Source organism: Arthrobacter woluwensis, assembly GCF_030816155.1.
Classification (GTDB): Bacteria; Actinomycetota; Actinomycetes; order Actinomycetales; family Micrococcaceae; genus Arthrobacter_E; species Arthrobacter_E woluwensis_A.
In genome coordinates this window covers 143,016-166,705 of the sequence record NZ_JAUSXR010000001.1, presented here as the reverse complement: position 1 = coordinate 166,705, position 23,690 = coordinate 143,016, and the positions used below count along the sequence as shown (strand labels likewise).

Here is a 23,690-nt window from a genome sequence, read left to right as displayed (position 1 = left end):
ATTGGATTTGCCTTAAGCTGGCCTCATGACCCACACGACACTCGGCATCATCGGGCTCGGCGCCATGGGGGCGCCCATGGCCCGGCACCTGCTCGACAGCCATGGAAGCCTGACGATCACCGCCCGCCGCCCTCAGCCGGACCTCGTGAAGGCCGGCGCCAGCTGGGCGGAGACACCGCGCGAACTCGCCGCGTCGGTCGACGCCCTCCTGGTCATGCTCCCAGATCTCCCCCAGCTGGAGGAGGTCCTGTCCGGAGAGGACGGACTCCTGGCCGGCGTCCGGGACAGTGGATTGCTGCTCCTGATCGGCTCCACCAGCTCCGCGACCGGCGTCCGGGCCCTGGCCGAGCGACTGAGCGCGGAGACCGAGGGGCGCGTCCGCGTCGTCGACTGCCCCGTCTCCGGCGGCGAGGACGGCGCGAAGGCCGCCACGCTCTCGATCATGCTCGGCGGCGCCGACGACGACGCGTCCCTGGCGACGGAGCTGCTGGCCCCCTGCGGCAACCCGGTGCACCTGGGGCCGCTCGGCGCGGGACAGGTCGCCAAGGCGTGCAATCAGATGGTCGTCTCCGCGACGATCCTCGCGCTCGGCGAGGCGACGGTCCTGGCGGACCGCTCGGGCATCGACCTCGACAAGATGTGGGGGCTGCTCGCCGGAGGGTACGCGGGGTCCCGGCTGCTCGACTCGCGCCGCGAGAAACTCGTCACCGGCGACGACTCCCCGTCCGGCGTCGCGAAGTACATGGTGAAGGACCTCGCCTCCGCCGCCGAGATCGCCGACGCGACCGGGACCCGCCCGGTCCTCCTGCCGACCCTGCGGGCAGCCTTCGACGAGATCGTGGAATCCGGGCTGGGCGACCAGGACATCGCAGTGAGCCGGAGGTTCGTCGCGGAGCGCTGAGGCCGTCCGCCTGAGTTGCGTGCTCAGTTGTTGCGGGTGTTCGGGCCCGGAACCCGCAACTACTGAGCACGCAACACGTGAGCACGCAAGGAAGAGGCCGGGGTCGGCCCGCCACTTGTATCTCTCGACTGGTACAAGCAGAATGGCTTTGTACCAGTCTGCGGATACAAGGGGGATGTCATGTACTGGGTGTTCTTACTCGCCGGGGCAGCACTGACGCAGTTCGCGTATTGGGTGGAAAAGCGGCCGCATCCGCGTTCACACTTTCGTTCCATGGCACTCGCCGCGGCGGGCGATCTCAGCATGATGACTGCGATGGCCTGGATCTTCACGACGACCATGCCCACCTGGCACGGCCTCCCCGTCGCCTGCGCGCCGGGGCTGGCAGCGATCCTGATGCTGATGGACCTGGGCGTGCGGTCTCGCGATAAAGGCGCGATGCCCGCGGTCCGTTCGGCCAGCCTCACGCCCCGGCCTCCGGTCGCAGCGCTCACACCGGATCGCTTCATCCGGCTCGTGCTCCTGGGCACGGTGATCATCGTCGGCTCCATCATCCTCGGACAAGGTTCATCCGCTGCCGAGGATGGCCTCTTCACGGCCTACACGTACGTGTCGAGCCAGGGGCCGGTGATCGTTCAGCCCTATCCAGGCTGGCTGTTCACCTTCAGCTTGATCGGGTTGCTCCCGCTCCTCTATCTCAGTTCCTGGCTCGCTGCGCGCCGGGTCAACCTGCTTCCAGTACTCTTCACCGACCCGACGCAGGACATCGTCTGGCGTGGTCGGCTCGGTGAACTCGTCCTGCGGGTCCTCGAGGCAGGTCTTCTCTCCGAGATCGGCGTCCTGCTCTGGATGCTCGGACCACTGTTCCAGACCATCGGAGCCGACGGGGGCACCGCATTCGGGGCGCCGGCAGGTGCGTTCGGCATGGCTCTTCAAGGTGCAGCGGTCATTCTCTGGACGGTCGCTGCGGTCCGCGTGGCCCACCAGACCGTCAGGGTCCGTTCCGCCATCCTGCCCCAACCCGCGCTTCAGGCGGCTTAGATGCTCATCACCATCGACGTCACGAGTCCCGTCCCCGTCTTCGAGCAGGTCCGGGAGCAGATCGCGGCCCAGATCATGCTCGGGGCACTGCCCGTCGGCGAGCGCCTGCCTCCGATCCGGCAGCTCGCCTCCGATCTGGCCCTCTCCCCCGGCACCGTCGCCCGCAGTTACGCCGCCCTTGAGGCCGCGGGCATGATCGTCACGATGCGCGGCCAGGGCACCCGGGTCGCGCCGCGGGACCGGGTCGTCGACGACGGCCTGAACCGCGCCGCAGATGCGTTTCTCCAGGCCGGCCGGAAGTCCGGGCTCGGCCTCAACGAGCTGATCGCCCTGCTGCGGGCGCGGCACCGCTGAGGACGCCCCCTGTCCGGGACCCCGGACACGCTCCGCCGGGACCCTCTCGGCTTCCGATGCAGAAACAGGTGGAATGGAACCATGACCCTGCGCGCACCCTCCGTCGACGTCCCGCCTCAGCCCTGGACCGGTCGCCACGATGGCGACGGCCCTGAGCACGCCCGCCATTGGCAGCGCGTTCAGGCCCTGCCCGCCACGGCTGACGCGGGCGCCGGCAGGGGTGAGGCCGAGGGCCTCGGGCGGCCCGCCGTCGTCGTCGGGTTCGCGAGTGATGCCGGAGTGGCCCGCAATAAGGGCCGCATCGGAGCCGCCGCGGGGCCCGCCGCGATCCGCGCCGCACTCGGCCCGCTCGCCGTGCACGACGGGCGCGTGCTCGCCGACGCCGGTGACGTGCGCGTGGAGGGCGACCGGCTGGAGGACGGCCAGGCGCGGTTCGGCGCCGCGGTCGCGCAGCTGATCGACGACGGCGCGCTGACGGTCGGCCTCGGCGGCGGACATGAGATCGCATACGCCAGCTACCGGGGCGTCGCCGGAAGCGCGAAGGTCGCCGGGGGTGCGCGCTGGGGTGTGCTGAACCTGGACGCGCACTTCGACCTCCGGGATGAGGAGAACCCCAGTTCCGGCACCCCGTTCCTGCAGATGGCCCACGAGGAGAAGGCGCTGGGCCGGGAACTGCACTACGCCGTGCTGGGCATCAGCCGGCCGAACAACACCCGCGTGCTCTTCGACGAAGCCGACAGCCTCGGCGTGACGTACCTGCTCGACGAGGACTGCTCACGCGAGGCGGCGGAGGCTTTCGTCCGCGACTTCGTGGACGGCCTGGACGTCGTCTATCTGACGATCGACCTGGACGTGCTGCCCGCCGCCGTCGCGCCCGGAGTCAGCGCCCCCGCCGCCTACGGGGTGCCGCTGGAGATCATCAACGCCGTCTGCCGTCAGATCGCGGCCAGCGGGAAGCTCTTGCACGTGGACGTCGCCGAGCTGAACCCCGGCTTCGACATCGACGGCCGCACCGCGAAGGTCGCCGCGCGGCTCCTCGACACGATCCTGGGCGCCGCGCTCAAGGGCTGACGTCACCCGCCGGCGGCGACGACGGCGAGGTGGTGGCGGGGCGGCTCGCGTCGTCCTCGGCCACGGTGAAAGTCCTCGCCGCGAACGCCCCGGACACCGTGGTGGCGGCGATCGTCAGGAGCGCCCCGAGAATCAGAGCGCTCGCCTCTCCGGGCGCGAGCAGATGGTTCTGCGTGCCGATGGTCGCGGCGGCCACAGGAACCCCGAGCTGAGCGCAGGCCAGGACCGCGAGCGGCAGCGGCGCACCGAGGAACCGTCCGACCGCGTGGCTCACGACCGCTCCCAGCCCGAGCGCGACGCCCAGCCCGATCATGGCCGGGTTCACCGCCAGCTCCCGCATGTTGAGCGACGCCCCGAGCCATACGAAGAACAGCGGCCCCAGGAATCCCTCGGTGATCGCGAAGAGCTGCCGCGCCAGCCGCCGGGGCTCCCCCACCGCGGACACCACCAGGCCGAAACTGAACCCGGCGAGCATGATCGAGACGTGCGTCAGCGTGGCGAGCGCGGCGAGGGCGAAGAGCACCGCCAGCTGCACCCTCAGCTCCACCGCGAACAGCCGGTCCTCGGACACCGTGTGGATGCGGCGCCGGATCCCGCTCCGTTCCCCCTGCCGCAGGACGAAGAAGAGCACGACGGCGCACACCCCCACGGCGAGCGCGCCCAGGGCTGCGCGGGGCGCGTGAGCCGGGTCGATGGCCAGCGGCAGCGCCACGATGGCGGCCGTGTCCGCGAGGGCGACGGCCGCGATGGTCTGGAGCACCTGAGGACCGCCGAGCCGCAGGCCGTCCACGATCGGCAGGACGAGCGCCGCCGAACTCGAGGCCAGCAGCACGGCGTAGAGCGGGGCGTGGGCCAGTCCGAAGAGCGCGGCGATGCCGAGCCCGAGGAGCACCGACACCCCCGCGGTCACGCCGAAACGGACCGCACCCCGGCCCAAGGCGCTGCGGATGCGGGCGTCCCGCACGGGGACGTGCGTGCCGGCCACGAACATGATGAGCGCGAATCCCAGATCCGCGAGGAACGTGAAGGTCTCGTCCGAGGCGTCGACCAGCCCGAACCCGGTCCGCCCAATCACCAGGCCGGCCACGAGTTCCCCGAGCACGAGCGGCAGATGCCATTTCCGGGGCAGCGCGAGGAGCGGGCCGAGCAGGGCCACGAGCACCACCAGCGACAACGCAGGAAATCCCATGGGGCAACTGTAGGCCGCCGGACCCGCCCCGCGCCGAAACAGTGGGTTCCCGCTGAAACCGTGTGTTCAGTGCACGGTCTCGGCGGAAAACCACGGTTGCACCGGGCCCGGGATGACGGCCGCTCGACCAGCCCTGACAACACCTCTCGCCCTTAAAACTCCATCGACTGCTCCATACGATGCCGTTTCGGGCCTATTCCGGGCGTTTCAGGCATCGTATGGAGCAGTCGATGAGAGGAGGTGGCTTGCCGGGTCGTCAGGACCGCGAGCCCTGGGTCACTGTGCCCTGGGCCACCGCGCCCCGCACCAGCCCGGTCAGGGCATCAGGGTGGGTCAGCTGCGGGTGGTGGCCCGCGCCCGGGATCGTGATCAGCTCGACGGTGCCCCGCGCCTCGAGTTCCTCCAGCGCCTCGGGAGCGAGCGGATCTTCGCTGCCCGTGATGATGCGGACCGGACCCGTGTACCGTCCCAGCGCGTCCCGGAGTTCGGCCCGCCAGCGCTTCGATCCGGCGAGGGCGAGCTGCGAGGCCACGCGGGGAGCCGCGCCCCTCTTGAGGTCGCTGACACTGGATTCCAGAGCCACGGCACTCGCATCCGACCCGGTCAGGCGGCGGGACAGCTTCACCGCGTCGGTCCGCCGCAGGTACGCGCTGACGAACGGTTTCAGGACGGCCGACAAGCTACCCGGGGCCTGGAGGAAGAACGGCGCGACCAGTGTGAGGGACCGGACCCGCTCGGGGAACCGCGCTGCGGCGAGCACGGCGGCGCCCGCGCCGATCGAGTGGCCGACGAGGTCGACGTCGTCGCCGCGGAGCAGGGCCGGCAGCCACTCGTCCCAGTCCTGGGCGCCGGTCCCGCCACTGAGGCCGAGGCCGGGCAAGTCCACGGCCCGGGCGCCGATGCCCGCGGCGACTCCGGCCCAGGTGTCGGCGTTGACCGGCAGGCCGGGCAGGATCACGCGGGAGGCCTCGCGGTCGCCGAGCTCGAAGGTGCGAACGCCGGCGACGTCCACGAAGCGCCGGTCGGGCGCCATGGCGGCGCCGAAGCGATGCGCTGCCAGGTGGTCGGCCCAGAGGTCGAGCGACCGGAACACGTCGGGGGTGCGGAGGCCGTTCCGTGCGGCGAGTTCGACGGCGGACTCGGTCGGATAGCGGTCGTCCGAGAGGAAGCCGCGGGTTTCCGGGTCCACTTTGCTGAGGCTCTGCGGGAGCTTCTTGATGACGCTGACCGGGATCCTCAGCCGAGGAACCTTCCCACCGAGGTGACGGCCCACGTGGGTGAGCATCTCCGCGAGCGGCGGCGTCGCGTCGTCGAGCACCCAGAAGGCCTTGTTCACGGCATGAGGGTCGACGGCGGCCGCAGCCATGAACGCCGCCATGTAGTCGACCGTCAGGACGGGCAGGAAGGTGGTGTTCCCGGCGGGGAGCGCCGCCGCGGTGCGGTCCCAGAGCTGTTCGATGTTCCTGGCGAGGCCGATGACCTGGTCCGATTCACCGGTGACGCTGTCGCCGATGACGGTGGCCGGGTTCATGATCGTCCACGGGACGCCCCGCTCCGCGGCCAGGGCCTGGAAGATGGCGTCGGATTCCACCTTAGAGGCCTCGTAGCCACCGAGCTCCCGGTACACCTCCGCACGTCGTTCCTCGGACCACGGAACTTCTGCCGGGTCCTGGCCCCCGACGCGGTATCCGGAGATGTGCAGCAGCCGCTGCAGCTTGGGGAAGCCGGCGGCGAAGTCGATGAGCTTCTCGACGATGCCGACGTTCGCGCTGCGGGCCTCCTCGGCGGACATGCCGAAGCGGAAGGTCCCGGCGCAGTTGTGGATCTCGGTGATGTGGGGCAACGCGGCAGCGCCGCCGGCGATGATGCCCGGGGCGTCGAAGTCGGCGATCACGGTGCTGACATGCTGCGTCAGGCCGTGGTCCGTGAGCCATCGCTGGACCCGTTCCGCCGACGCCTCACTCCGGACCGCCGCCGTGACGTTGGCGCCGGCCCGCGCGAGGGTGAGGACCAGGTGGCGGCCGATCAGACCCGAGGCGCCGAAGACGAGGGCCTGGCGGGATGCTCCATGCGAGGTCATCGTGCACCCCCTGCGGCCTGGAGACGCTGGTTGATGAGCTCGGCCACGATGTCGGCGGCCGTGAGGAGGGGCTGAACGCTCCGGGTCGCGCGGGAGACGATCACCGCGCCCTCCGTGGTCGAGACGATGACGGTCGCGAGCGCGCGGGCCCCCTCGGCGTCGAGGCCTCCGGATTCGAGCAGGGCGGCCGTCGGGGCGATCCACGACTCGAAGGCAGTGGCGCAGGCTTCGCGGAGGCGTTCACTGTCCGCCCCCATTTCGAGAGTCACCACGGAGACGGGGCACCCCAGCCGGAAGTCGCTCTCGCCGACGATGGCGGCGAGAGCCTCGATCGCGGTCCGTGCGGCGTCGGCGGGGCCACCCGCGGTCGCGGCGGCTTCGGCGATGAGCGTTCCGAACTGCGTCGTGGCGAGTTCGATCGCCGCGATACCGAGGCCTTCCTTGCCGTCGGGGAAGTGGAAGTAGACCGAGCCCTTGGGCGCCGCGGCATGTTCGGCGACGGCGTTCAGGCCCGTGCCGCTGTAGCCGCTGGTCTGGATGAGTTCGAGCATCGACTCCGCGAGCCGGGCCTTGGTGAGGGTTCCTTTGGATGGCATACGAAAATAATAGACCAGTCTATATATTTTCCACAACCAGGGGTTCCGAGGGTCCGCGCGATCCACCCGAAGGCCCGTTAAACGCCGAAACAGTGGGTTTCCGTCGAAACAGTGCGCACAACACACTGTTTCGACGGAAACCCACTGTCTCAGCAAGCGAAGCGGGTGACCCAGGATCAGGCGAGCGGGCCCACGGCCTTCTCGGCGGCGTCGCGCACGGCGCCGGCGCCCACGAGCTTGTCGGCGGCCTCCAGCTCCGGCGAGAGGAAGCGGTCGGTGCCCGGACCCTCGACGACGGCGCGCAGCACCTCGAGCACGGCGGCGCCGGCCGGGCCGGGGGTCAGCTCGCCGTCGGAGAGCTGGGTGCGGATGTCGAGGGCACGGCAGCTGGTCACCAGTTCGATCGCCAGGACGCGGCGGAGGTTCTCGATGGCCTTGCGCAGCTTGCGGGCGGCGTGCCAGCCCATGGACACGTGGTCCTCCTGCATGGCGGAGCTCGGGATGGAGTCCACCGAGGCGGGGACGGCCAGACGCTTGTTGTCCGAGACCAGGCCGGCCTGGGTGTACTGCGCGATCATGAGGCCGGAGTCCACCCCGGGGTCGCCGGCGAGGAAGGCGGGCAGGCCGTGGGAGCGGGCCGGGTCCAGCATGCGGTCGGTGCGGCGCTCGGCGATGGAGGACAGGTCCGCCACGGCGATGGACAGGAAGTCCAGCACGTACGCCACCGGGGCACCGTGGAAGTTGCCGTTGGAGGAGACGCGGCCGTCGGGCAGGACGACCGGGTTGTCGATGGCGGCGGCCAGCTCACGGGTGGCGACGAGCTCGGCGTGGGTCACGGTGTCGCGGACGGCGCCGGCCACCTGCGGGGCGCAGCGCAGCGAGTAGGCGTCCTGCACGCGGGAATCGCCCACCTTGTGGGAGGCGACGATCGGCGAATCGGAGAGGACCCGCAGCATGTTGTCGGCACTGGCGGCCTGGCCCGGGTGCGGACGCAGGGCGGCGTGCAGCTCCGGCAGGAACACCTGGTCCGTGCCGAGCAGGGCTTCGACGCTGAGCGCCGCGGTGATGTCCGCCGTCGTCATCAAGGTGCGCAGATCGGCGATGGCCATGAGCAGCATGCCGAGCATGCCCTCGGTGCCGTTGACGAGGGCCAGGCCCTCCTTCTCGGCAAGCGTGACCGGCTCGATGCCGTGCTCCGCGAGCAGCTCCGCGACGGTCGGGCGGCCGGCGACGCCGTAGAGCTCGCCGTCGGGACCGAAGGCCTCGCCTTCACCCATGACCACGAGGGCGCAGTGCGAGAGCGGGGCGAGGTCGCCGGAGCAGCCGAGCGAGCCGAACTCACGCACGAGCGGGGTGATGCCGGCGTTGAGGACCTTCACGAAGGTCTCGAGGACCTCGGCGCGGACGCCGGTGCGGCCGGACGCCATGGTCTTGGCGCGCAGGAACATGATGGCGCGGACGACTTCGCGCTCGACGGCCGGGCCCATGCCCGCGGCGTGGCTGCGGATGAGCGACTTCTGCAGCTGGGTGCGCAGCTCGTTCGGGATGTGGCGGTTGGCCAGGGCGCCGAAGCCGGTGGAGATGCCGTAGGCGGGGGTCTCGCTGACGGCAAGCTCGTCGATGTGGGCGCGGACCTTGGCGACGCTGTCCAGGGCCTCCTGCGAAATGGTGATCTGGGCGCCGTGACGCGCGACGGCGAGCACGTCCTCGGCGGTCACGCCGCTGGAGTTGAGGACGACGGTGGTCTCGGAAGTGGTGAGGGTCATGGGAGGTCTCTCTTCAAAAGTCTGGATCGACTGCTCCATAGGATGCCGGAATCCGGGATTCCGGCCAGGAAACGGCATCCTATGGAGCAGTCGATAGGTAATCAGGCCTGGGTGCTCATCGGGATCCGGACGCCGCGCTCGGCGGCGACCTCGATGGCGCGCTCGTAGCCGGCGTCGACGTGGCGGATGACGCCCATGCCCGGGTCGTTGGTGAGGAGGGCGGTCAGCTTGGCGGCGGCCAGTTCGGTGCCGTCGGCCACGGAGACCTGGCCCGTGTGGATGGAGCGGCCGATGCCCACGCCACCACCGTGGTGGATGGAGACCCAGGTGGCGCCGGAAGAGGCGGCAGTCAGGGCGTTCAGGAGCGGCCAGTCGGCGATCGCGTCGGAGCCGTCCTTCATGGCTTCGGTCTCGCGGTACGGGGAGGCCACGGAGCCGGAGTCGAGGTGGTCGCGGCCGATGACGATCGGGGCCTTGACCTTGCCCTCGGCGACCAGCTTGTTGAAGAGCAGGCCGGCCTGGTGACGCTCGCCGTAACCGAGCCAGCAGATGCGGGCCGGGAGGCCTTCGAACTCCACACGCTCCTGGGCGGCGTCGATCCACTTGTGGAGGTGCTTGTTGTCCGGGAACAGCTCCTTGATGGCCTCATCGGTGACGCGGATGTCCTCGGGGTCGCCGGAGAGGGCCACCCAGCGGAACGGGCCGAGGCCTTCGCAGAAGAGCGGGCGGATGTACGCCGGGACAAAGCCGGGGAACTCGAAGGCGCGCTCGTAGCCGCCCTTGCGGGCCTCGTCACGGATGGAGTTGCCGTAGTCGAAGACCTCGGCGCCGGCGTCCTGGAACTCGACCATGGCCTGGACGTGGCGGGCCATGGAGACCTGGGCCTTCTTGGTGAAGCCCTCGGGGTCGCCCTCGGCCTCGCGCTTCCACTCGTCCACGGTGATGCCCTCGGGCAGGTAGGACAGCGGGTCGTGCGCGGAGGTCTGGTCGGTCACGACGTCGACGACGAACTCGCCGGCCTGGTGACGGCGCAGGATCTCCGGGAACACCTCGGCGGCGTTGCCCACGTAACCCACGGACCAGCCGCGGCGCTCCTCCTTGGCCTTGAGGACCTTGGCGATGGCGGTGTCCAGATCGGTCTCCACCTCGTCGAGGTAGCGCTTGCCGACGCGGCGACGCAGGCGGGACTCGTCGACGTCGACGATCAGGCAGGCACCGTCGTTCAGCGTCACGGCGAGCGGCTGAGCGCCACCCATGCCGCCGCAGCCGCCGGTCAGGGTGAAGGTGCCGGCCAGCGGACCCTCGTGCTCGCGGCCCTCGCCCTTGCCGCCGTCGGCGCGGCCTGCGGCGATGAGCTTGTTGCCGAGGGCGGCGAAGGTCTCGTAGGTGCCCTGGAGGATGCCCTGGGTGCCGATGTAGATCCAGGAACCGGCGGTCATCTGGCCGTACATCATGAGGCCCTCGGCCTCGAGGCGGCGGAACTCGGGCCAGGTGGCCCAGTCGCCCACGAGGTTGGAGTTGGCGATGAGCACGCGCGGGGCCCACTTGTTGGTGCGGAAGACGCCTACCGGCTTGCCGGACTGGACCAGGAGGGTCTCGTCCTCCTCCATGTCCTTGAGGGTCTCCGTGATGGCGTCGAACGCCTTCCAGGAACGGGCGGCGCGGCCGGTGCCGCCGTAGACCACGAGGTCCTCGGGGTGCTCGGCGACCTCCGGGTCCAGGTTGTTCATGAGCATGCGCAGGGGCGCTTCGGTCTGCCAGCTCTTGGCGGAGATCTCGGTGCCGCGAGGCGCCTTGACCGGGCGGGTTCCGGTGGTGAAATCGGCGGGTGCCATGGTGACTCCTTGTGTGGCCAGTGGTTCGGGGCACCTCGCCGGGGGCGTCGTTGCCGTTCCGGATGCGGTGCTGTGCTTCCCTTCAATGACACCGCACTCCGCGCCTTGTCACGAGAGGCTTTCCGGGGGTCTTGTCCGGGATTCCGGACATGCGGCACCAGCCGGGCGATCCCCCGTTAAACGGTCATTCCCCGGCGCCGCAGCGCCGGGGAATGACCGTCAAGCCGGGGAAAGCAGAACCTCAGAACGCCCGCAGGATCCCGTCGACCAGAGCGTCCGGGAAGCCCGGCTCCGCCTCGAGCACCACGCGGCACGTGGCGCCGTCCTGGTCGCCGACGCCCCGGTAGCGTCCGCGCAGGTCACAGACGGTGGCGCCGCGTGCGGGGCCCTGGCCGGTCTCGACGGCGACCCGCACCACCGGCCCGAGCGTCACCGCCACCTCGCCCAGGGCGATGGCCGCGGCGAGGGGGTCGTGCATGGCGGACGAGGGGCGTCCGAAGATCCCGCGGTAGAACTCGAAGTAGTGCTCGAGCATGCGGGCCAGGGCTTCGGGAACGGCCTTGCCGGAGTCGAGCAGCCGGCGCCGGTGCTCCTCCTCCATGACCTCGGTCATCGTCACGTCGAGCGGCACCAGCGTCACGGGCCACGGTGCCGCGAGGACCTCCGCGGCCGCCTCGGGATCGTGGAAGATGTTCGCTTCGGCCGCCGCGGTGATGTTCCCGGGCGCCAGCGCCGCACCGCCCATGATGGTCACGTGCGCCACCAGCTCCGGCAGACGCGGCTCCCGGCGGAGCGCCTCCGCGAGGTTCGTCAGGGGCGCGACGGCGATGACGTGCAGCTTCCCTTCCTGCTCCCGCGCCAGCCGGATCAGCATCTCCGCCGCGGATTCCGCCTCCGGCTCACGCTCCGCACGCGGCAGCACGACCCCGCCGAGGCCGTTGTCACCGTGGACGTGCGGCGATCCCCCGCCGTAGGCGACCGTCTGAAAATCGTGACAGCCGACGGCGACCGGGATGTCCGGACGACCCGCCAGCGCAAGCAGATCCAGCGTGTTCCGGGCGCACTGCGCGGCGTCGCTGTTGCCGCTCACCGTCCCGACGCCCAGCAGCTCCGCCCGCGGCGAGGCGAGCAGATGCGCGATCGCCAGGGCGTCGTCGATGCCGGTGTCGCAGTCGAGGTAGACGGGGATCGTGTCCATGAGGAGCCTTTCGGTGCTGTTCAGAAAGCCGACGCTGTTCAGAAGCAGGTGCTGGTCAGGAGCCGGTGCGGTTCAGCGGTCCCGGAGCGCGACGACGTCGGCGTCCGTGCCGTAAGAGGCCTGCGCGCCGCGGCCGGTGGCGGCGTGAGCCGCGGCCACCGAAGCGTAGCGGGCCGCCTCCACGAGGGAGTCCCCTGCCGCGAGCCGCGTGGCGAGTCCTCCGGTGAACGCGTCGCCCGAACCGGTGGTGTCCACGGGCTCGATGCGCGTGGCGGCGATCCGCTCGATGGCGACTCCCTGACCTGCGACTCCATCCCCGGAACCCGCGCCGTCCAGCACCACGACACCCTGCGCGCCCAGCGTCACCAGGACCCGGCGGAACCCGGCGTCGGCGAAGGCCGCGGCCACGGCGGCCCAGTCCTCCCCTTCGGCTGCGGGAGCCTCACGTCCCAGGAGCTGGCCCGCCTCGTGGGCGTTGACGAGGAGGATGTCCGTGGCGGCCACGAGGTCCGCGGGGATCGAGGCGAACGGGGACAGATTCAGGATGACCGAGGCGCCGGCCGCACGGCCCGCCCGGGCCGCCGCGAGGACGGTCTCCTGCGAGACCTCGAGGCACAGGCACACGGCCGCGGCGCCGTCGAACACCGAGGAGGCCTGTTCGACGTCCTGCGGCGACAGCTCGCCGTTGGCACCGGCCACGATGACGATGCTGTTCTCGCCCTGCGCGTCGACGGTGATCCCCGCGACGCCGGTCGGCACGCCGACGATCCGGCGCACCGCCGCGACATCCACTCCGGAGTTCCGGGCGGAGTCGAGGAGCATGGCGCCGTTCGCGTCGTCGCCCACGGCCCCGATGAGCCGGACGTCGGCCCCGAGGCGTGCCGCGGCGACGGCCTGATTGGCGCTCTTGCCGCCCGGCTGGATGACGAAGTCCGTGCCAAGCACGGTCTCCCCCGGCAGCGGCATCCGCTCGGCGTACAGGGTGAGGTCCGCGTTGAGGGACCCGACCACGACCACATGACTCACTGCTGCACCTCTGCTTCTGCGGGACGGGGGATGAGGAAGGAGACGGCGAACGCGGCCACCGTGATGACCAGGCCCGTGAGCACCACCGTGAGATAGGACAGCTTCGGGTCGGCCAGGGACTGCGTCGCCTGAAGCACGGCGGGCAGGACCAGGAAGCTCAGACCGGCGCCGAGGTTGAAGGCTCCGGCGTTCATGCCGGGCAGGAAGCCGGGGTTGCTCTGCGGGGAGAGCACGACTCCGAGGCCGTTGAGCATGATGTTCACGGTGCCAGCGTAGGCGATGCCGAGCAGCGCGGTCGCGATGATCATGACCGGCAGGCTGCCGAGTCCGAAGAACGCGATGACGGCCAGAGCCACGAGGCTGCCGCCCATGCCCAGGTGCAGCGTGCGGCGGTAGCCGATCACCGGGGCGAGACGGCCGCTGAAGGGTCCGACCAGCCAGCCGAGCAGGGCGTACGGGGTGAGGATCATGAGGGACATCTCGGTCGGGCCGACGGCGAAGCCCGGGGACGCGGCCTGCACGAATGCCGGGACGATGCCGTTGATGACGGCGAAGATACCGGTCATGGTCAGGGTGGTGGTGAGCAGCAGGGCCCACATGGAGCGCTGCCGCAGGTGGGCGATCTCCACCATCGGCTGGGCGCTGCGCTTCTCCACCGTCCAGAAGCCGATGAACGCGGCCACGCCCACCAAGGCGAGGACGATCGAGAAGGTGAGGGTGCCGGCGTCGAACGCGGAGACCAGTCCGGCGGCGCTGTTGAGCGCCGTCAGCACGGCGCCGACCGCCACGACGATGAAGAACACGCCCGCCCAGTCCATCCGGGTGCCCTCCTGAGGCTTGGACTCGGGGGCCAGGACGAGGACGAGCACGGCCGCGACGACGGCCAGCGCGGTCATGATCCAGAAGAGGCTGCGGAAGCCGTAGTGCTCGGTGAAGAAGCCTCCCACGAAGGAGTCGACGCCGGCCACGCCGCCATTGACCGCCGTGATGAGACCCATGAGGGAGCCGTAGCGGCGCGGGTCGTCGACGGCGGAGCGCAGCATGAGCAGGCAGAGGGGCACCGTGGGGCCGGAGACGCCCTGGATGATGCGGCCCACGAAGACCCAGCTGACGTCCGGGGCGACGGCGGCGATAACCGAACCGATCGCCATGAGCGCCATCATGCCCACCAGGACGCGCTTGCGGCCCACGATGTCACTGAGGCGCGGCAGGAACAGGGAGAACAGCGCCGCGGCGGTGAAGAACCAGGTCTGGCTGAGGCCGATGGTGGCCTGGTCCGTGTGCAGCTCGTGTTCCATGGACACCAGCGCGGGGCTGAGCATGGAGGCGTTGAGCTGGAAGGCGATGCAGGCGGTCAGCAGCGCGGCGGTCAGGACGCCGACGCCGGGCCCGGACTTGGTGGCGGTGGTGGTGGTCATGCCGCGGCTCCTGCCTGCTCGGGCTCACCGATCGCCTGAATGGCGTCGATGACGAGGTTCCAGAACTTCTCCCGGTCCAGGTCCACGGCCACGGACGTGGTGCAGTCCTTCGGCGCGGGGGCGCGGAAATCGGCGACGGTCATGCCTAGGGTCAGCGTGCCGTTGAGTTCGATGTCCACGGGGACGCGCTGCGTCGTCATGACGGTCGGGTCGATGACATAGGCCACGGCGCACGGGTCGTGGACGGGCGGGAAGTCGAAGCCCTGCGCGTCCTTGTAGGTGGCGGCGAAGAAGTCCATGAGCTCGACGACGAACTGTGCGGGCTTGGTGCCGATCGCGGCGATGCGCTCGACGACGTCCGGGGTGGCCAGGGCCTGGTGGGTCAGGTCGAGGCCGACCATGACGACGGGCCAGGACTCGTTGAAGACGATGTGGGCGGCTTCCGGGTCGATCTTGATGTTGAACTCGGCCACGGCGCTCCAGTTGCCCACGTGGTAGCCGCCGCCCATGAGGACGACCTCGCGGACGCGCTCCACGATCCGGGGTTCTTTGCGGGCCGCCAGCGCGATGTTGGTCAGACCGGCCGTCGGCACCAGGGTCACGGCGCCGGGCTCGTGGGCCATGATCGTGTCGATGATGAGGTCCACCGCGTGGCGCTCGTCCAGGCCGAAGGCGGGCTCCGGCAGGGCCGGGCCGTCCAGGCCGCTCTCCCCGTGGATGTCCGGCGCGGTCTCGATGGTGCGGACCAGCGGGCGGGCACAGCCGGCGGCGAACGGGACGCCCGTGATGCCGGCGATCGACGCGACGGACAGGGCGTTGCGGGTGACCTTCTCCAGCGTCTGGTTGCCCACCACGGTGGTCACCGCCAGGAGGTCGATGTCCGGATTGCCGTGCGCCAGGAGCATGGCGACGGCGTCGTCATGGCCCGGGTCGCAGTCCAGGATGATCTTGCGGGGGCTGTTGTCTGCGGTGACAAGAGGCATGGTTGCTCCACGTCGTCGGGGGCGGGCCGCCAGGGGCGGCGGCGAAGGTACACCAAGGAGTGTGACACCGTTCACGGAGCGCCGTCAAACGCTTAACGTCAAGCGCTTGATCCCGTGCGGGCCGGACGGCAGCGCCTCGCCTAAGATGGACCGCATGGACGACGACGCCGCGAACCCCCTGCCCGGCCTCCGTGCTGGTGCCGCCGGGGTCACGGAAGTCCCTGCCGCGGGCGGCGGCCGGGTCACGGCCGCCATGGTCGCCCGCGAAGCCGGGGTCTCCACGGCGACGGTGTCACTCGTGGTCAGCGGCAAGGCCCAGGGCCGCATCTCCGCCGCCAATCGCGAGAAGGTGCAGGCCGCCGTCGAGCGCCTCGGCTATGTGGTGGACACCGCGGGCAGCACGCTTTCCAAGGGGTTCAGCCCCGTGGTGGTCCTCGTGGCGACGGACATCGCCAACCCGTTCTACGCCGAACTCATCTCGGAGGCCCGCGCGGCGCTCGGTGACCGCTACGAGCTGCTGCTCTCGGTCGGCGGGCCGGGGCGCCAGATCGACGCCGCCAGCATCCGGAAACTCCTGTCCCTGCGGCCGGCCGGGTTCCTCATCGACGCGCCGAACGCCGAACTCGTCGAGGCGCTGCCGTCCGGCACCCGTGCCGTGCTGCTGGACGCCCCCGGGCTCCGCGGCGGCCTGCCGAGCGTCAACCTCGCCGTGGCCGATGGCGCCGCACAATTGGCGCGTCACCTGGCCGACCAGGGGCATCGGCGGGTGGGCTATCTGGACAGCACCATCGACGCCGCCACGTTCCGCGTGCGCCGCGACGCGTTCCGGGACACCGCCGCGGAGCTGGGGCTCGAGGTGCTCGACGGCGCCGCCTCCCTGACCGACATCGACGCCGCCGCGGAGGCCTTCACGGAGGCGTGGCCCGAGTGGGACGCCGCCGGGGTGACCGCCGTGGTCGGGTGCACGGACACGCACGCCTACGGAGTTCTAGGGGCCGCCGCCGAGGCCGGCGTCGCGGTGCCGGGGCGGCTCGCCGTCGCCGGCTTCGACGATCTGCCGTACTCGCGGCACACGAGCCCGCCGCTGACGAGCGTCAGCCTGCCGTCCGGCGAGCTCGGTGCCGCGGCCGGCAGGACGCTGCGGGCACTGATCGAGGGCGGGTCACCGGAGACGGAGCACGTCGAGGTCCCGAGCCGGCTCGTGGCACGAGCCTCGACGGCCACCAACTGAGGCAACTCGCCCGTCAGGCCTTCGCGCGGCCGTAGAGGCGGGTGGTCAGTTCATTCGCGACCTTCTGGATGCGGGCCGCAAGCGCGGGCCATTCCTCCGCCGGCACCCGGTCCTCGATGAACGTCACGGCGATGGCCGCCGTCGGCCAGCCGAGGTGGTCCGTCACGGCGGCCGCGACGGACCCGAAGCCCGGAGTCACCTCGCCATGTTCGGTGGCGAAACCGCGCGTGCGGACGTCGTCCAAGTGCCGGGACAGCGCCGAGTAGCCGGAGATCGGGCTCGTGGTCTCGTGCCGGGAGACGAAGGCGGCCGCGTTCGGGTACAGCGCCCTGACCTGCGGCTTCGGCAGCGCGGCGAGGATCGCGCGCCCGCTGGCGGTGAGGTGCGACGGCAGGCGGACGCCGACGTCGGTCACCAGGGACGGACGCCCCTTGGCGCGCTCCTCCACGATGTAGAGGACGTCGCGCCCGTGCAGCACGGCGAGGTGCGCGCTCTCCCCCAGAGCGTCGACGAGGCCCGCGAGCAACGGTCGGCCCAGACGTGAGATCGGCTCCTGGCGGCTGTACGCACTGCTGAGTTCGAAGGCGCCCAGCCCCAGGCCGTACCGCTTCTCCTCTTTGAGGTGCATGACCAGGCCATGCTCCTCCAGCACCGCGAGCAGCTGGTAGACGGTGGAGCGGGGCAGGTCGAGGGCCGTGGCGATGGCGCTGGCCGGCTGCGGACCGCGCCGCGAGCTGAGGAGCCTGAGGATGCGCAGCGTGTTGTCCGCCGCGGGGACTTTGGGTTTGGGTGCACCCACGGAGCAGTCCTTTCTGCGTGGCCGCCGCCCCGGACGTGAAGGAGGGGGCGAAGGCTCACACCATTGTGACAGGCGACGCGCGACGGCGCTCGGCCGGGCGGGATGTGACGCCGGGGGGCGGCACACAAGGTCCTGGACAGTGGCGACTCCACTTGCTTCGAAGGGCCGCATGATCGACAGGGCCTTTCCTTCATCTACGCACAGAGAAAGGAAAGAGAAGTCCGAATTAGCACAATTCCTTCGGTTAAACAAGCATCTTCCGGAACACATCCTGCGCATTATGATGTATTCATGTCGCTAAATCCTTCTGAGGTATCTGCGTCAGCTCCTGTGATATCGAGGCGCGGTTTGCTCCGCGCCACAGGAGTTGGTTTTGGTGCGGCGGTTACCGGTTTCTCAGCGACTTCTGCATCCGCAGCGGGGCAATCCGTTTTGAAGGAAACAGGATTACAGTCTGCAACAATCGCTAAGTTGCGTTCCGCTGGTGCAGTTGCTTCCAGCGGGTGGGTCTCGCATCCCGCCATACCCTTCGTGTCATCCGTCGACGCCCTCGACAGGTCTGGCTCACCGATTGCGGCCCGGTTTCTGAATGGCAACCCGATGGGACTGCTGCATCAACGGGCCAGCACGAACTTCTACCCCAACCCGCGCTACGACGGCGCCGCCGTGGGAATCGTCCAGAAACAGGATGGGACTGCGGGGAGCGGCAAGTTGCCGAACGGTTGGTGGATCCGCAATGGCAATGGGTTTTCCGTCGAGGTCCTGTCGGCGTCCCCTGGCCGCATCAAACTTCGTGTGACGTCACCGAGTTCGACCCTCACCTCCGGGGCCGGCGTATCGCTCATGTGCTTTCGAGACGCAAAGCCCACGCTTCCAGCGAATAGCCGCGGTGGGGTCGCGGTCAAGGTTCAGATCATTCTGCGTTCCGTGTCGTCCGCTGCCTTCCTTCGGCATATCTCCTTTGATGTCACCCGCAAGGTGCCGGGCGGCACGGATGTTCTCATCCCACGAGCACCAGTCATCAACGGAATGGACCTCAATAAGTATTCGACCTCCACTACGTGGACAGATCTTCCGAGCGGCACTACTCTCACAGCGGGCCTCGGAGTCAATTTCCTTGCCGGCGCACGCAATTGCGCGGTTGATGTGGAGCTCAACTATCCACAAATCGAAGATGCCGGCGGAAACGACGACATCACCGACTTGTTCAACGCGACCGGGGTGGCGCAAGTTCGGATCAGCGTACCTGCCGACGGCGCCTACTGCGTCTTCGTCGTCGGGCAGTATTTTGCGAAGTGGTACGACGTCGTGGCGGCAGGGGGAAGAGCGACCATCCCGCTCGACGACTCCACCTCCATGGTCCCTGCCGGCTGGAAGATCGTCACGGCGATCGTCGCCTGCGCGGCGCCTCTCACCGATCGGGAAAAGAACGACATCGCCGAGGACATCTGCCCGCCGAAACTCGATCCTCCGGGACATTCCCTCGTCGGCGGGGCGGTCCCATTCGGCGCGGTAGCCGGACACGCCTCGATCGGCGCATTGCACATCTATGGTGGTCAAGCAGATGGATGGACCACCAGTACCGGCGCGGTCCGCCGTGGCGACTACCGGCCGCTCACCGTTCGAGTGGAGCAGAGCGACGATCCCAAGCCGCTGCGTGTGGCCTGGAATCGCAGCACCACCCATTCTTTTTCCGTCACACGCGCTCCCGCGTCTCCCGGTGCTGAAAAGATCCGGAGCGAGGGATACCTCGACGGGGACCCCTTCTATCCAAACTCCTACACCCAGTACGACATCGACTATTGGGTGTCATACTGGCTCAGACTAGATTCGGGCGGCACCGCCGACTTCTGGGAAATCTTCGGGCAGTGGCATCCTGGGGGAAACGTCCAGCGCTACCTGACCCCTGAAGCGCGTGACGCACATCGTGCGACAGGTCTCTATCCCGTGGTGAGCTTGGGGTTCGTCAAGAGCCCGCGGCTCAGCATCACCTACCGGTCGATTACCGCACAACTCGTCGACGGCTCCGGCCCAATCCCGATTCTCTCCGATGACGACATCCAGACAGGGGTCATCACCGACCCAGTTCCCTATGCGCCAGGTACATGGACATTCATTGTTCTACGCACCCGGTTCTCCACCACGGGCGGCGGATCTCTCGACCTCTGGCGGGACGGCACCCAAATCGCAAAGAACGCCGGACCCGTGGGCTACAACGTCTCGAGACCAGGCAAGCCACCGGGTCCCACCTTCAATCATGGAATTTATGCGGGCCCCGCAGACCCCGGATACAGCCAGAACGCCGCCTACGCAAATCTCAGGATCGCTCGCACTCCGCCCCCTTCTTTTACCGGAGGAATTCGGAGTTAGTAACTCACCCTTCACGAGCCCAATGTCTCGACACTCGGGGGCGTCTGATTCGGCGACGGACACTCAGATGAGAAGCCCGTTGCCGATCGCGTTGGCGGCCTGACGGACTTTCCGGCCCATCTCGGCCGTGTGCTCGTCAGGGAAATCGTCCACCGTGCCGGTGACCTGCACGGCGGCGAGGATGCCGGACTCCCGAGGAACCGCGGCAGCGACGCTCGCGACTCCGGGTTCGCGCTCTTCGCGGGAGATCGAATAGCCGCGCTCCCGGATCCGGGCGAGGTCCTCGCGGAGCGCGTCGGGATCAGCGATGGAGTCCCCCGAGGTCGCCAGCACGTGCTCGATCTGCGCGTCGTCGAGCTGCGCCAGGAGGGCCTTGCCGCCTCCGCTCGTGAGCGGCAGGCGCGATCCGACGACCAGTTCGTAACCGAAGTGGCTGGAGACTCCCGCACGGGACAAGGCGACCCGCTGCCCATGGTGCTCGCGGTACAGGGTCGCCGCGAGGCCGGTGAGGTTGGCGAGTTCGATCAGCACCGGGCGCGCGGCTCTGATGAGGGGGTTCGTGGTGGAGAAGGCGTGCGCTCCGAAGGTGAGCGCGATGCCCGGCCGGTATCCGTAACCGTCACGCTCCACCCGGTCACGCGACTCCAGGACCGCGAGGATCCTCTGAGTGGTGGCGACCGGGAGATCCGCGCGACGGGCCACTTCATTGAGCCGGAGGGAACCTGCGGCACTGTCGAGCACCTCAAGCACGTCGATAGCCCGTTCCAGCGAGCGCATCGGGGAGTTCGCAGCCACCATCTCATCCTCTTCGTTGCACGCATCCGGAACCTCCGGACCACGACGAATGACCACACCGGGCCCGGTGACGCTTCACGCGTGACCGCTGCGCGAGTGTGCGGCTCGTCGGCACCAGCTTATCCGCCCCACACGCGCCGTTTCACAGCTCGGGACAGCCCTGTCACGAACCGTCCCGTTCCGCGCTTCCGGCAGAAAACCCTTGCGGAGGGCAAAACCCACACTTACCATACAGTGAGATGTTCTCTCATAGAATGGATGCAAAGGTGCATGTAGCAATGATCGGTCTCGGCGAAGCCGGGACCCTGTATGCGAAAGGCCTGCTCGGGCTCGGCTGGACGGTGGCGGGTTTCGACCCCGCCCCGGTCACCACTCCGGAAGGGGTGGAGCGCAAGACGACCGCCCAGGAGGTGGTGGAGAACGCGGAGGTCGTGCTGTGCTTGGTGGGCGGCCGCGCGGCCGTGCCGGCGGCGACGTCGGTGGCCGGGTATCTCGGAGAGAGGACACTGTTCATCGACATGAACTCCGCCGCTCCGGAGATCAAGACCACTGTCGCCGCCGTCGTCGGCGAAGCGCGCTACGCCGACGTCGCGGTGACCGGATCGGTTCCTGAGCACGGCGCGGCCACACCGGTCGTGATCAGCGGCGCGGCGTCGGCCCCCGCGGCGGAGGTGTTCGCCGCTCTGGGAGCTCCGGTGGAGGACATCGGCGGACTCCCGGGGGATGCCGCGCGCCGGAAGCTCCTGCGCAGCTCGTTCATGAAGGGGCTCGGCGCCCTGATCGTCGAGACGCTCGACGCCGGCGAGGCCATGGGCGCCCGCGACTGGGCACTGGAGCAGCTGGTGGCGGAGCATGCCGGCGGTGCGGCGGGGGTCGAGCGCCTCTACGCGGGAACGCTCAAGCACGCCGAACGCCGCGGGCACGAGGCCGAGGAAGCCGCGGCCATGCTGGACGAACTGGGCGTGCGGTCCGTGATGTCCCACGCGGCAGCGGCATCGCACCTCCTCGCAGCGGTCGGGACGGCCGCGGACCGGGCGGAGCTCGCGGAGGCGTACGCGCACATCCCGGTGGCGAACATCGGCGACGCACGGGATCGCATGGGCATGACCGACGCCGGAATCCGGGCACTGTGGACCGGAGCGAAGGCCGTGGGCTGGGCACGCACCGTGTGGGTGCCGCCGGGAGACAACAAGCTCCTGCATGCCGCACTGGAGAAGGTCCAGCCGGGCGACTTCCTCACCGTCAACGGTCAGGGTCACACCGACCGGGCGCTGCTCGGTGAACTGATGGCCGAGAAGGCGCGCAAGCGCGGCGCCGTCGGGATCGTCGCCGACGGCGCCCTGCGCGATGTGCGGGATCTCGAGGAAATGGGCTTCCCGGCGTGGGCACGGGCGGTCAACCCCGCAGGCCCCTACAAGAACGGCCCTGGACAGATCGACGTGCCCGTCGCCATCGGCGGAGTCGTGGTCGCCCCTGGCGACCTCATCGTGGCGGACGACGACGGCGTGATCGTGGTGCCTGCCGCGGAAGCCCGGCAGACCCTGCCGCGGGCGCTGGCCATCCAGGAGGACGAAGCGAACCGCCGTCGGGCGCTCCTCGAGGGGAGCATCGCATGATCGCCATCATCGCGCTGGTCGTCTTCATCGTCGTCATCCTCGTCTGGAATGCCGTGCTGAAGCGCAACATCGGAGAGGCGATGGCGCTCGGGTTCGTCGCCGTCTGCGCGGTCGCGTTCGTGGCCGGGCCCAGCAAGAAGGCCTCCGTCCCGACCATGATCTGGACGTCCGTGACGGATGCGCTCACCGAAGAGATCATGTTCGCGGCCCTCGCGTTCGTGTTCGTCTCCTACATCCTCGAGCGCACCCCGGTGCTGATGAAGCTCGTCGACCTCCTCAACTCCCTCCTGGGGCGGTTCCGCGGCGGCCACCTCTACACCACGACCGTGGCAGGCGCGGTCTTCGGCGCCATCGCCCATATCGGGGCGGCGATCACGGCGGCGGTCGGGTCGATCACCATCCCGTGGATGAAGAAGTCCGGCGTCAAACCCGAGATCGCGGCGACCGTGGCCTCGGGGCTCGCAGGCTTCGGCGTCAGCTTCCCGTTCTCGGGCACCATGTTCATCCTCGTCGGCGGTCTCGTCGCGCAGGGCGCGATGCAGTCGCACGAGATCGTCATGCCGCTGTTCTTCGCCGGGCTCTGGGCGCTTGCCTACCGCCTGGTGGTCGCCTTCTGGATCGTCCGCAAGTACGGCATTCCCGCTGTCCCCGCCTCCGACCGGCTGCCGGTGCGCACGAGTCTCGCCCGAGGCTGGACCACGTCCTTCCTGCTGGTGCCGATCTTCGTCCCGCTGGCCCTGTCGTTCGGACCGCTCGCCACCTGGCTGTCCGGCACCACGGGACTGAGCGCCCATGAGCAGCCGGGCCGGAAGCTCGGCGACGGCACCGTGCTCGATCCGGTTCCGTACCAGATGAGCGACGTGCTGAGCCTGCTCACCTGGATCCCGGTGCTGATGCTCATCGTGATCCTGATCCTGGGCCGGTCGTCGCTGCCGAAGTCGCCCTCCGGGTGGTGGACGCTCGTGCAGGGCGCAGCCCGTCCGTTCGGCGTCATCGGGATCACGATCTTCGCCGCGTTCGCCGCGTCGAACCTCCTCGGCAAGATCGGACTCGCCGGCGAGCTCGAGTCACTGCTGTCCCACCTGGACGTGCCGAAGTGGATCATGGTGTTCGCCATCGGCGCGATCATCATCCTGATCGCCGTCCCCCTCACCGCGAGCGCGACCATGGCCGCGATCGGCCCGGTCGCGGTGATGACCATGGCCAGTGTCGGCGTCCCGGTCCCCGTCGCCGCCGCGGCCGCCCTGATCTTCGCCTCCACCGAAGGCGCCTCCCCGCCGTCGGGAGCCCCGATCTATGTCGCCTCCGGCATCGCGGAGGTGAATCCGGGGAAGACGTTCATCCCGCTGCTGAAGTACTACTGCATTCCGCTGCTGGGAGTCGGCGCCCTGATCGCACTCCAGATCCTTCCCGTCTAACCA

General features: G+C 69.4%; 19 protein-coding genes. 8 read left to right on the top strand and 11 right to left on the bottom strand.

All coding sequences use genetic code 11. The annotated features are described in order from the left end of the window. Positions 1-25 precede the first annotated feature (25 nt). The 4 genes from QFZ52_RS00750 (at position 26) to hutG (ending at position 3,367) form a co-directional block, all read left to right on the top strand. Positions 26-901 (top strand): NAD(P)-dependent oxidoreductase, encoded by an 876-nt coding sequence (locus QFZ52_RS00750; RefSeq protein ID WP_307495724.1) that lies wholly within the window; start codon positions 26-28, stop codon positions 899-901. A gap of 180 nt (positions 902-1,081) precedes the next feature. Continuing rightward, positions 1,082-1,942, top strand: coding sequence for a hypothetical protein (locus tag QFZ52_RS00745; RefSeq protein ID WP_307495723.1), 861 nt, complete (start codon positions 1,082-1,084; stop codon positions 1,940-1,942). Further along, entirely contained in the window at positions 1,943-2,296 is a 354-nt protein-coding gene (locus tag QFZ52_RS00740; RefSeq protein ID WP_307495721.1) for a GntR family transcriptional regulator, read from the top strand. Positions 2,297-2,377: 81 nt separating this feature from the next. Further along, complete coding sequence (gene hutG, locus QFZ52_RS00735; protein ID WP_307495720.1) at positions 2,378-3,367, top strand: formimidoylglutamase; 990 nt, start codon at positions 2,378-2,380, stop codon at positions 3,365-3,367. Here hutG and QFZ52_RS00730 read toward each other — a convergent pair. From QFZ52_RS00730 to uriH, 9 genes are all read right to left on the bottom strand, one after another. Beyond that, complete coding sequence (locus QFZ52_RS00730; protein WP_307495719.1) at positions 3,357-4,556, bottom strand: cation:proton antiporter; 1,200 nt, start codon at positions 4,554-4,556, stop codon at positions 3,357-3,359. The two genes, hutG and QFZ52_RS00730, sit on opposite strands and share 11 nt — an antisense overlap. 256 nt (positions 4,557-4,812) lie before the next feature. Next, on the bottom strand, positions 4,813-6,636 hold the full coding sequence (locus QFZ52_RS00725; RefSeq protein WP_307495717.1) for an alpha/beta fold hydrolase: 1,824 nt from the start codon (positions 6,634-6,636) through the stop codon (positions 4,813-4,815). Then, entirely contained in the window at positions 6,633-7,232 is a 600-nt protein-coding gene (locus tag QFZ52_RS00720) for a TetR/AcrR family transcriptional regulator (RefSeq protein WP_307495716.1), read from the bottom strand. The genes QFZ52_RS00725 and QFZ52_RS00720 overlap by 4 nt, the downstream gene beginning before the upstream one ends. 176 nt (positions 7,233-7,408) lie before the next feature. Continuing rightward, positions 7,409-8,998 (bottom strand): histidine ammonia-lyase, encoded by a 1,590-nt coding sequence (hutH, locus tag QFZ52_RS00715; protein ID WP_307495715.1) that lies wholly within the window; start codon positions 8,996-8,998, stop codon positions 7,409-7,411. A 101-nt stretch (positions 8,999-9,099) separates the two neighbouring features. Further along, entirely contained in the window at positions 9,100-10,833 is a 1,734-nt protein-coding gene (locus tag QFZ52_RS00710; protein ID WP_307495714.1) for a urocanate hydratase, read from the bottom strand. 241 nt (positions 10,834-11,074) lie between these two features. Continuing rightward, positions 11,075-12,031 carry a nucleoside hydrolase gene (locus QFZ52_RS00705; RefSeq protein ID WP_307495713.1) on the bottom strand — a complete coding sequence of 319 codons (957 nt, stop codon included), beginning with the start codon at positions 12,029-12,031 and terminating at the stop codon, positions 11,075-11,077. 72 nt (positions 12,032-12,103) lie between these two features. Beyond that, positions 12,104-13,057 carry a ribokinase gene (locus QFZ52_RS00700; RefSeq protein ID WP_307495712.1) on the bottom strand — a complete coding sequence of 318 codons (954 nt, stop codon included), beginning with the start codon at positions 13,055-13,057 and terminating at the stop codon, positions 12,104-12,106. Then, positions 13,054-14,475 carry a uridine transporter UriT gene (gene uriT, locus QFZ52_RS00695; RefSeq protein ID WP_307495711.1) on the bottom strand — a complete coding sequence of 474 codons (1,422 nt, stop codon included), beginning with the start codon at positions 14,473-14,475 and terminating at the stop codon, positions 13,054-13,056. Before uriT ends, QFZ52_RS00700 begins: the two co-directional genes overlap by 4 nt. Further along, on the bottom strand, positions 14,472-15,458 hold the full coding sequence (uriH, locus tag QFZ52_RS00690; protein WP_307495710.1) for a uridine-preferring nucleoside hydrolase UriH: 987 nt from the start codon (positions 15,456-15,458) through the stop codon (positions 14,472-14,474). The genes uriT and uriH overlap by 4 nt, the downstream gene beginning before the upstream one ends. Before the next feature lie 154 nt (positions 15,459-15,612). On the opposite strand from uriH, the gene QFZ52_RS00685 reads away from it, so the two are divergent. Further along, positions 15,613-16,689 carry a LacI family DNA-binding transcriptional regulator gene (locus QFZ52_RS00685; RefSeq protein ID WP_307495709.1) on the top strand — a complete coding sequence of 359 codons (1,077 nt, stop codon included), beginning with the start codon at positions 15,613-15,615 and terminating at the stop codon, positions 16,687-16,689. A 13-nt stretch (positions 16,690-16,702) separates the two neighbouring features. Here the strand turns inward: QFZ52_RS00685 and QFZ52_RS00680 are convergent, their stop codons facing one another. Next, complete coding sequence (locus QFZ52_RS00680) at positions 16,703-17,488, bottom strand: IclR family transcriptional regulator (protein ID WP_307495707.1); 786 nt, start codon at positions 17,486-17,488, stop codon at positions 16,703-16,705. 531 nt (positions 17,489-18,019) lie between these two features. On the opposite strand from QFZ52_RS00680, the gene QFZ52_RS00675 reads away from it, so the two are divergent. Continuing rightward, positions 18,020-19,858, top strand: a complete 1,839-nt coding sequence (locus QFZ52_RS00675) for a heparin lyase I family protein (protein ID WP_307495706.1) — start codon at positions 18,020-18,022, stop codon at positions 19,856-19,858. Positions 19,859-19,921: 63 nt separating this feature from the next. Here the strand turns inward: QFZ52_RS00675 and QFZ52_RS00670 are convergent, their stop codons facing one another. Then, positions 19,922-20,656, bottom strand: a complete 735-nt coding sequence (locus tag QFZ52_RS00670; RefSeq protein ID WP_307495705.1) for an IclR family transcriptional regulator — start codon at positions 20,654-20,656, stop codon at positions 19,922-19,924. Between the two features lie 263 nt (positions 20,657-20,919). On the opposite strand from QFZ52_RS00670, the gene QFZ52_RS00665 reads away from it, so the two are divergent. Both QFZ52_RS00665 and QFZ52_RS00660 read left to right on the top strand, forming a co-directional pair. Then, positions 20,920-22,269: a DUF1932 domain-containing protein gene (locus QFZ52_RS00665; RefSeq protein ID WP_307495704.1), complete on the top strand. Its 1,350-nt coding sequence runs from the start codon at positions 20,920-20,922 to the stop codon at positions 22,267-22,269. Then, positions 22,266-23,687, top strand: a complete 1,422-nt coding sequence (locus QFZ52_RS00660; RefSeq protein ID WP_307495703.1) for a TRAP transporter large permease subunit — start codon at positions 22,266-22,268, stop codon at positions 23,685-23,687. The genes QFZ52_RS00665 and QFZ52_RS00660 overlap by 4 nt, the downstream gene beginning before the upstream one ends. Positions 23,688-23,690 lie beyond the last annotated feature (3 nt).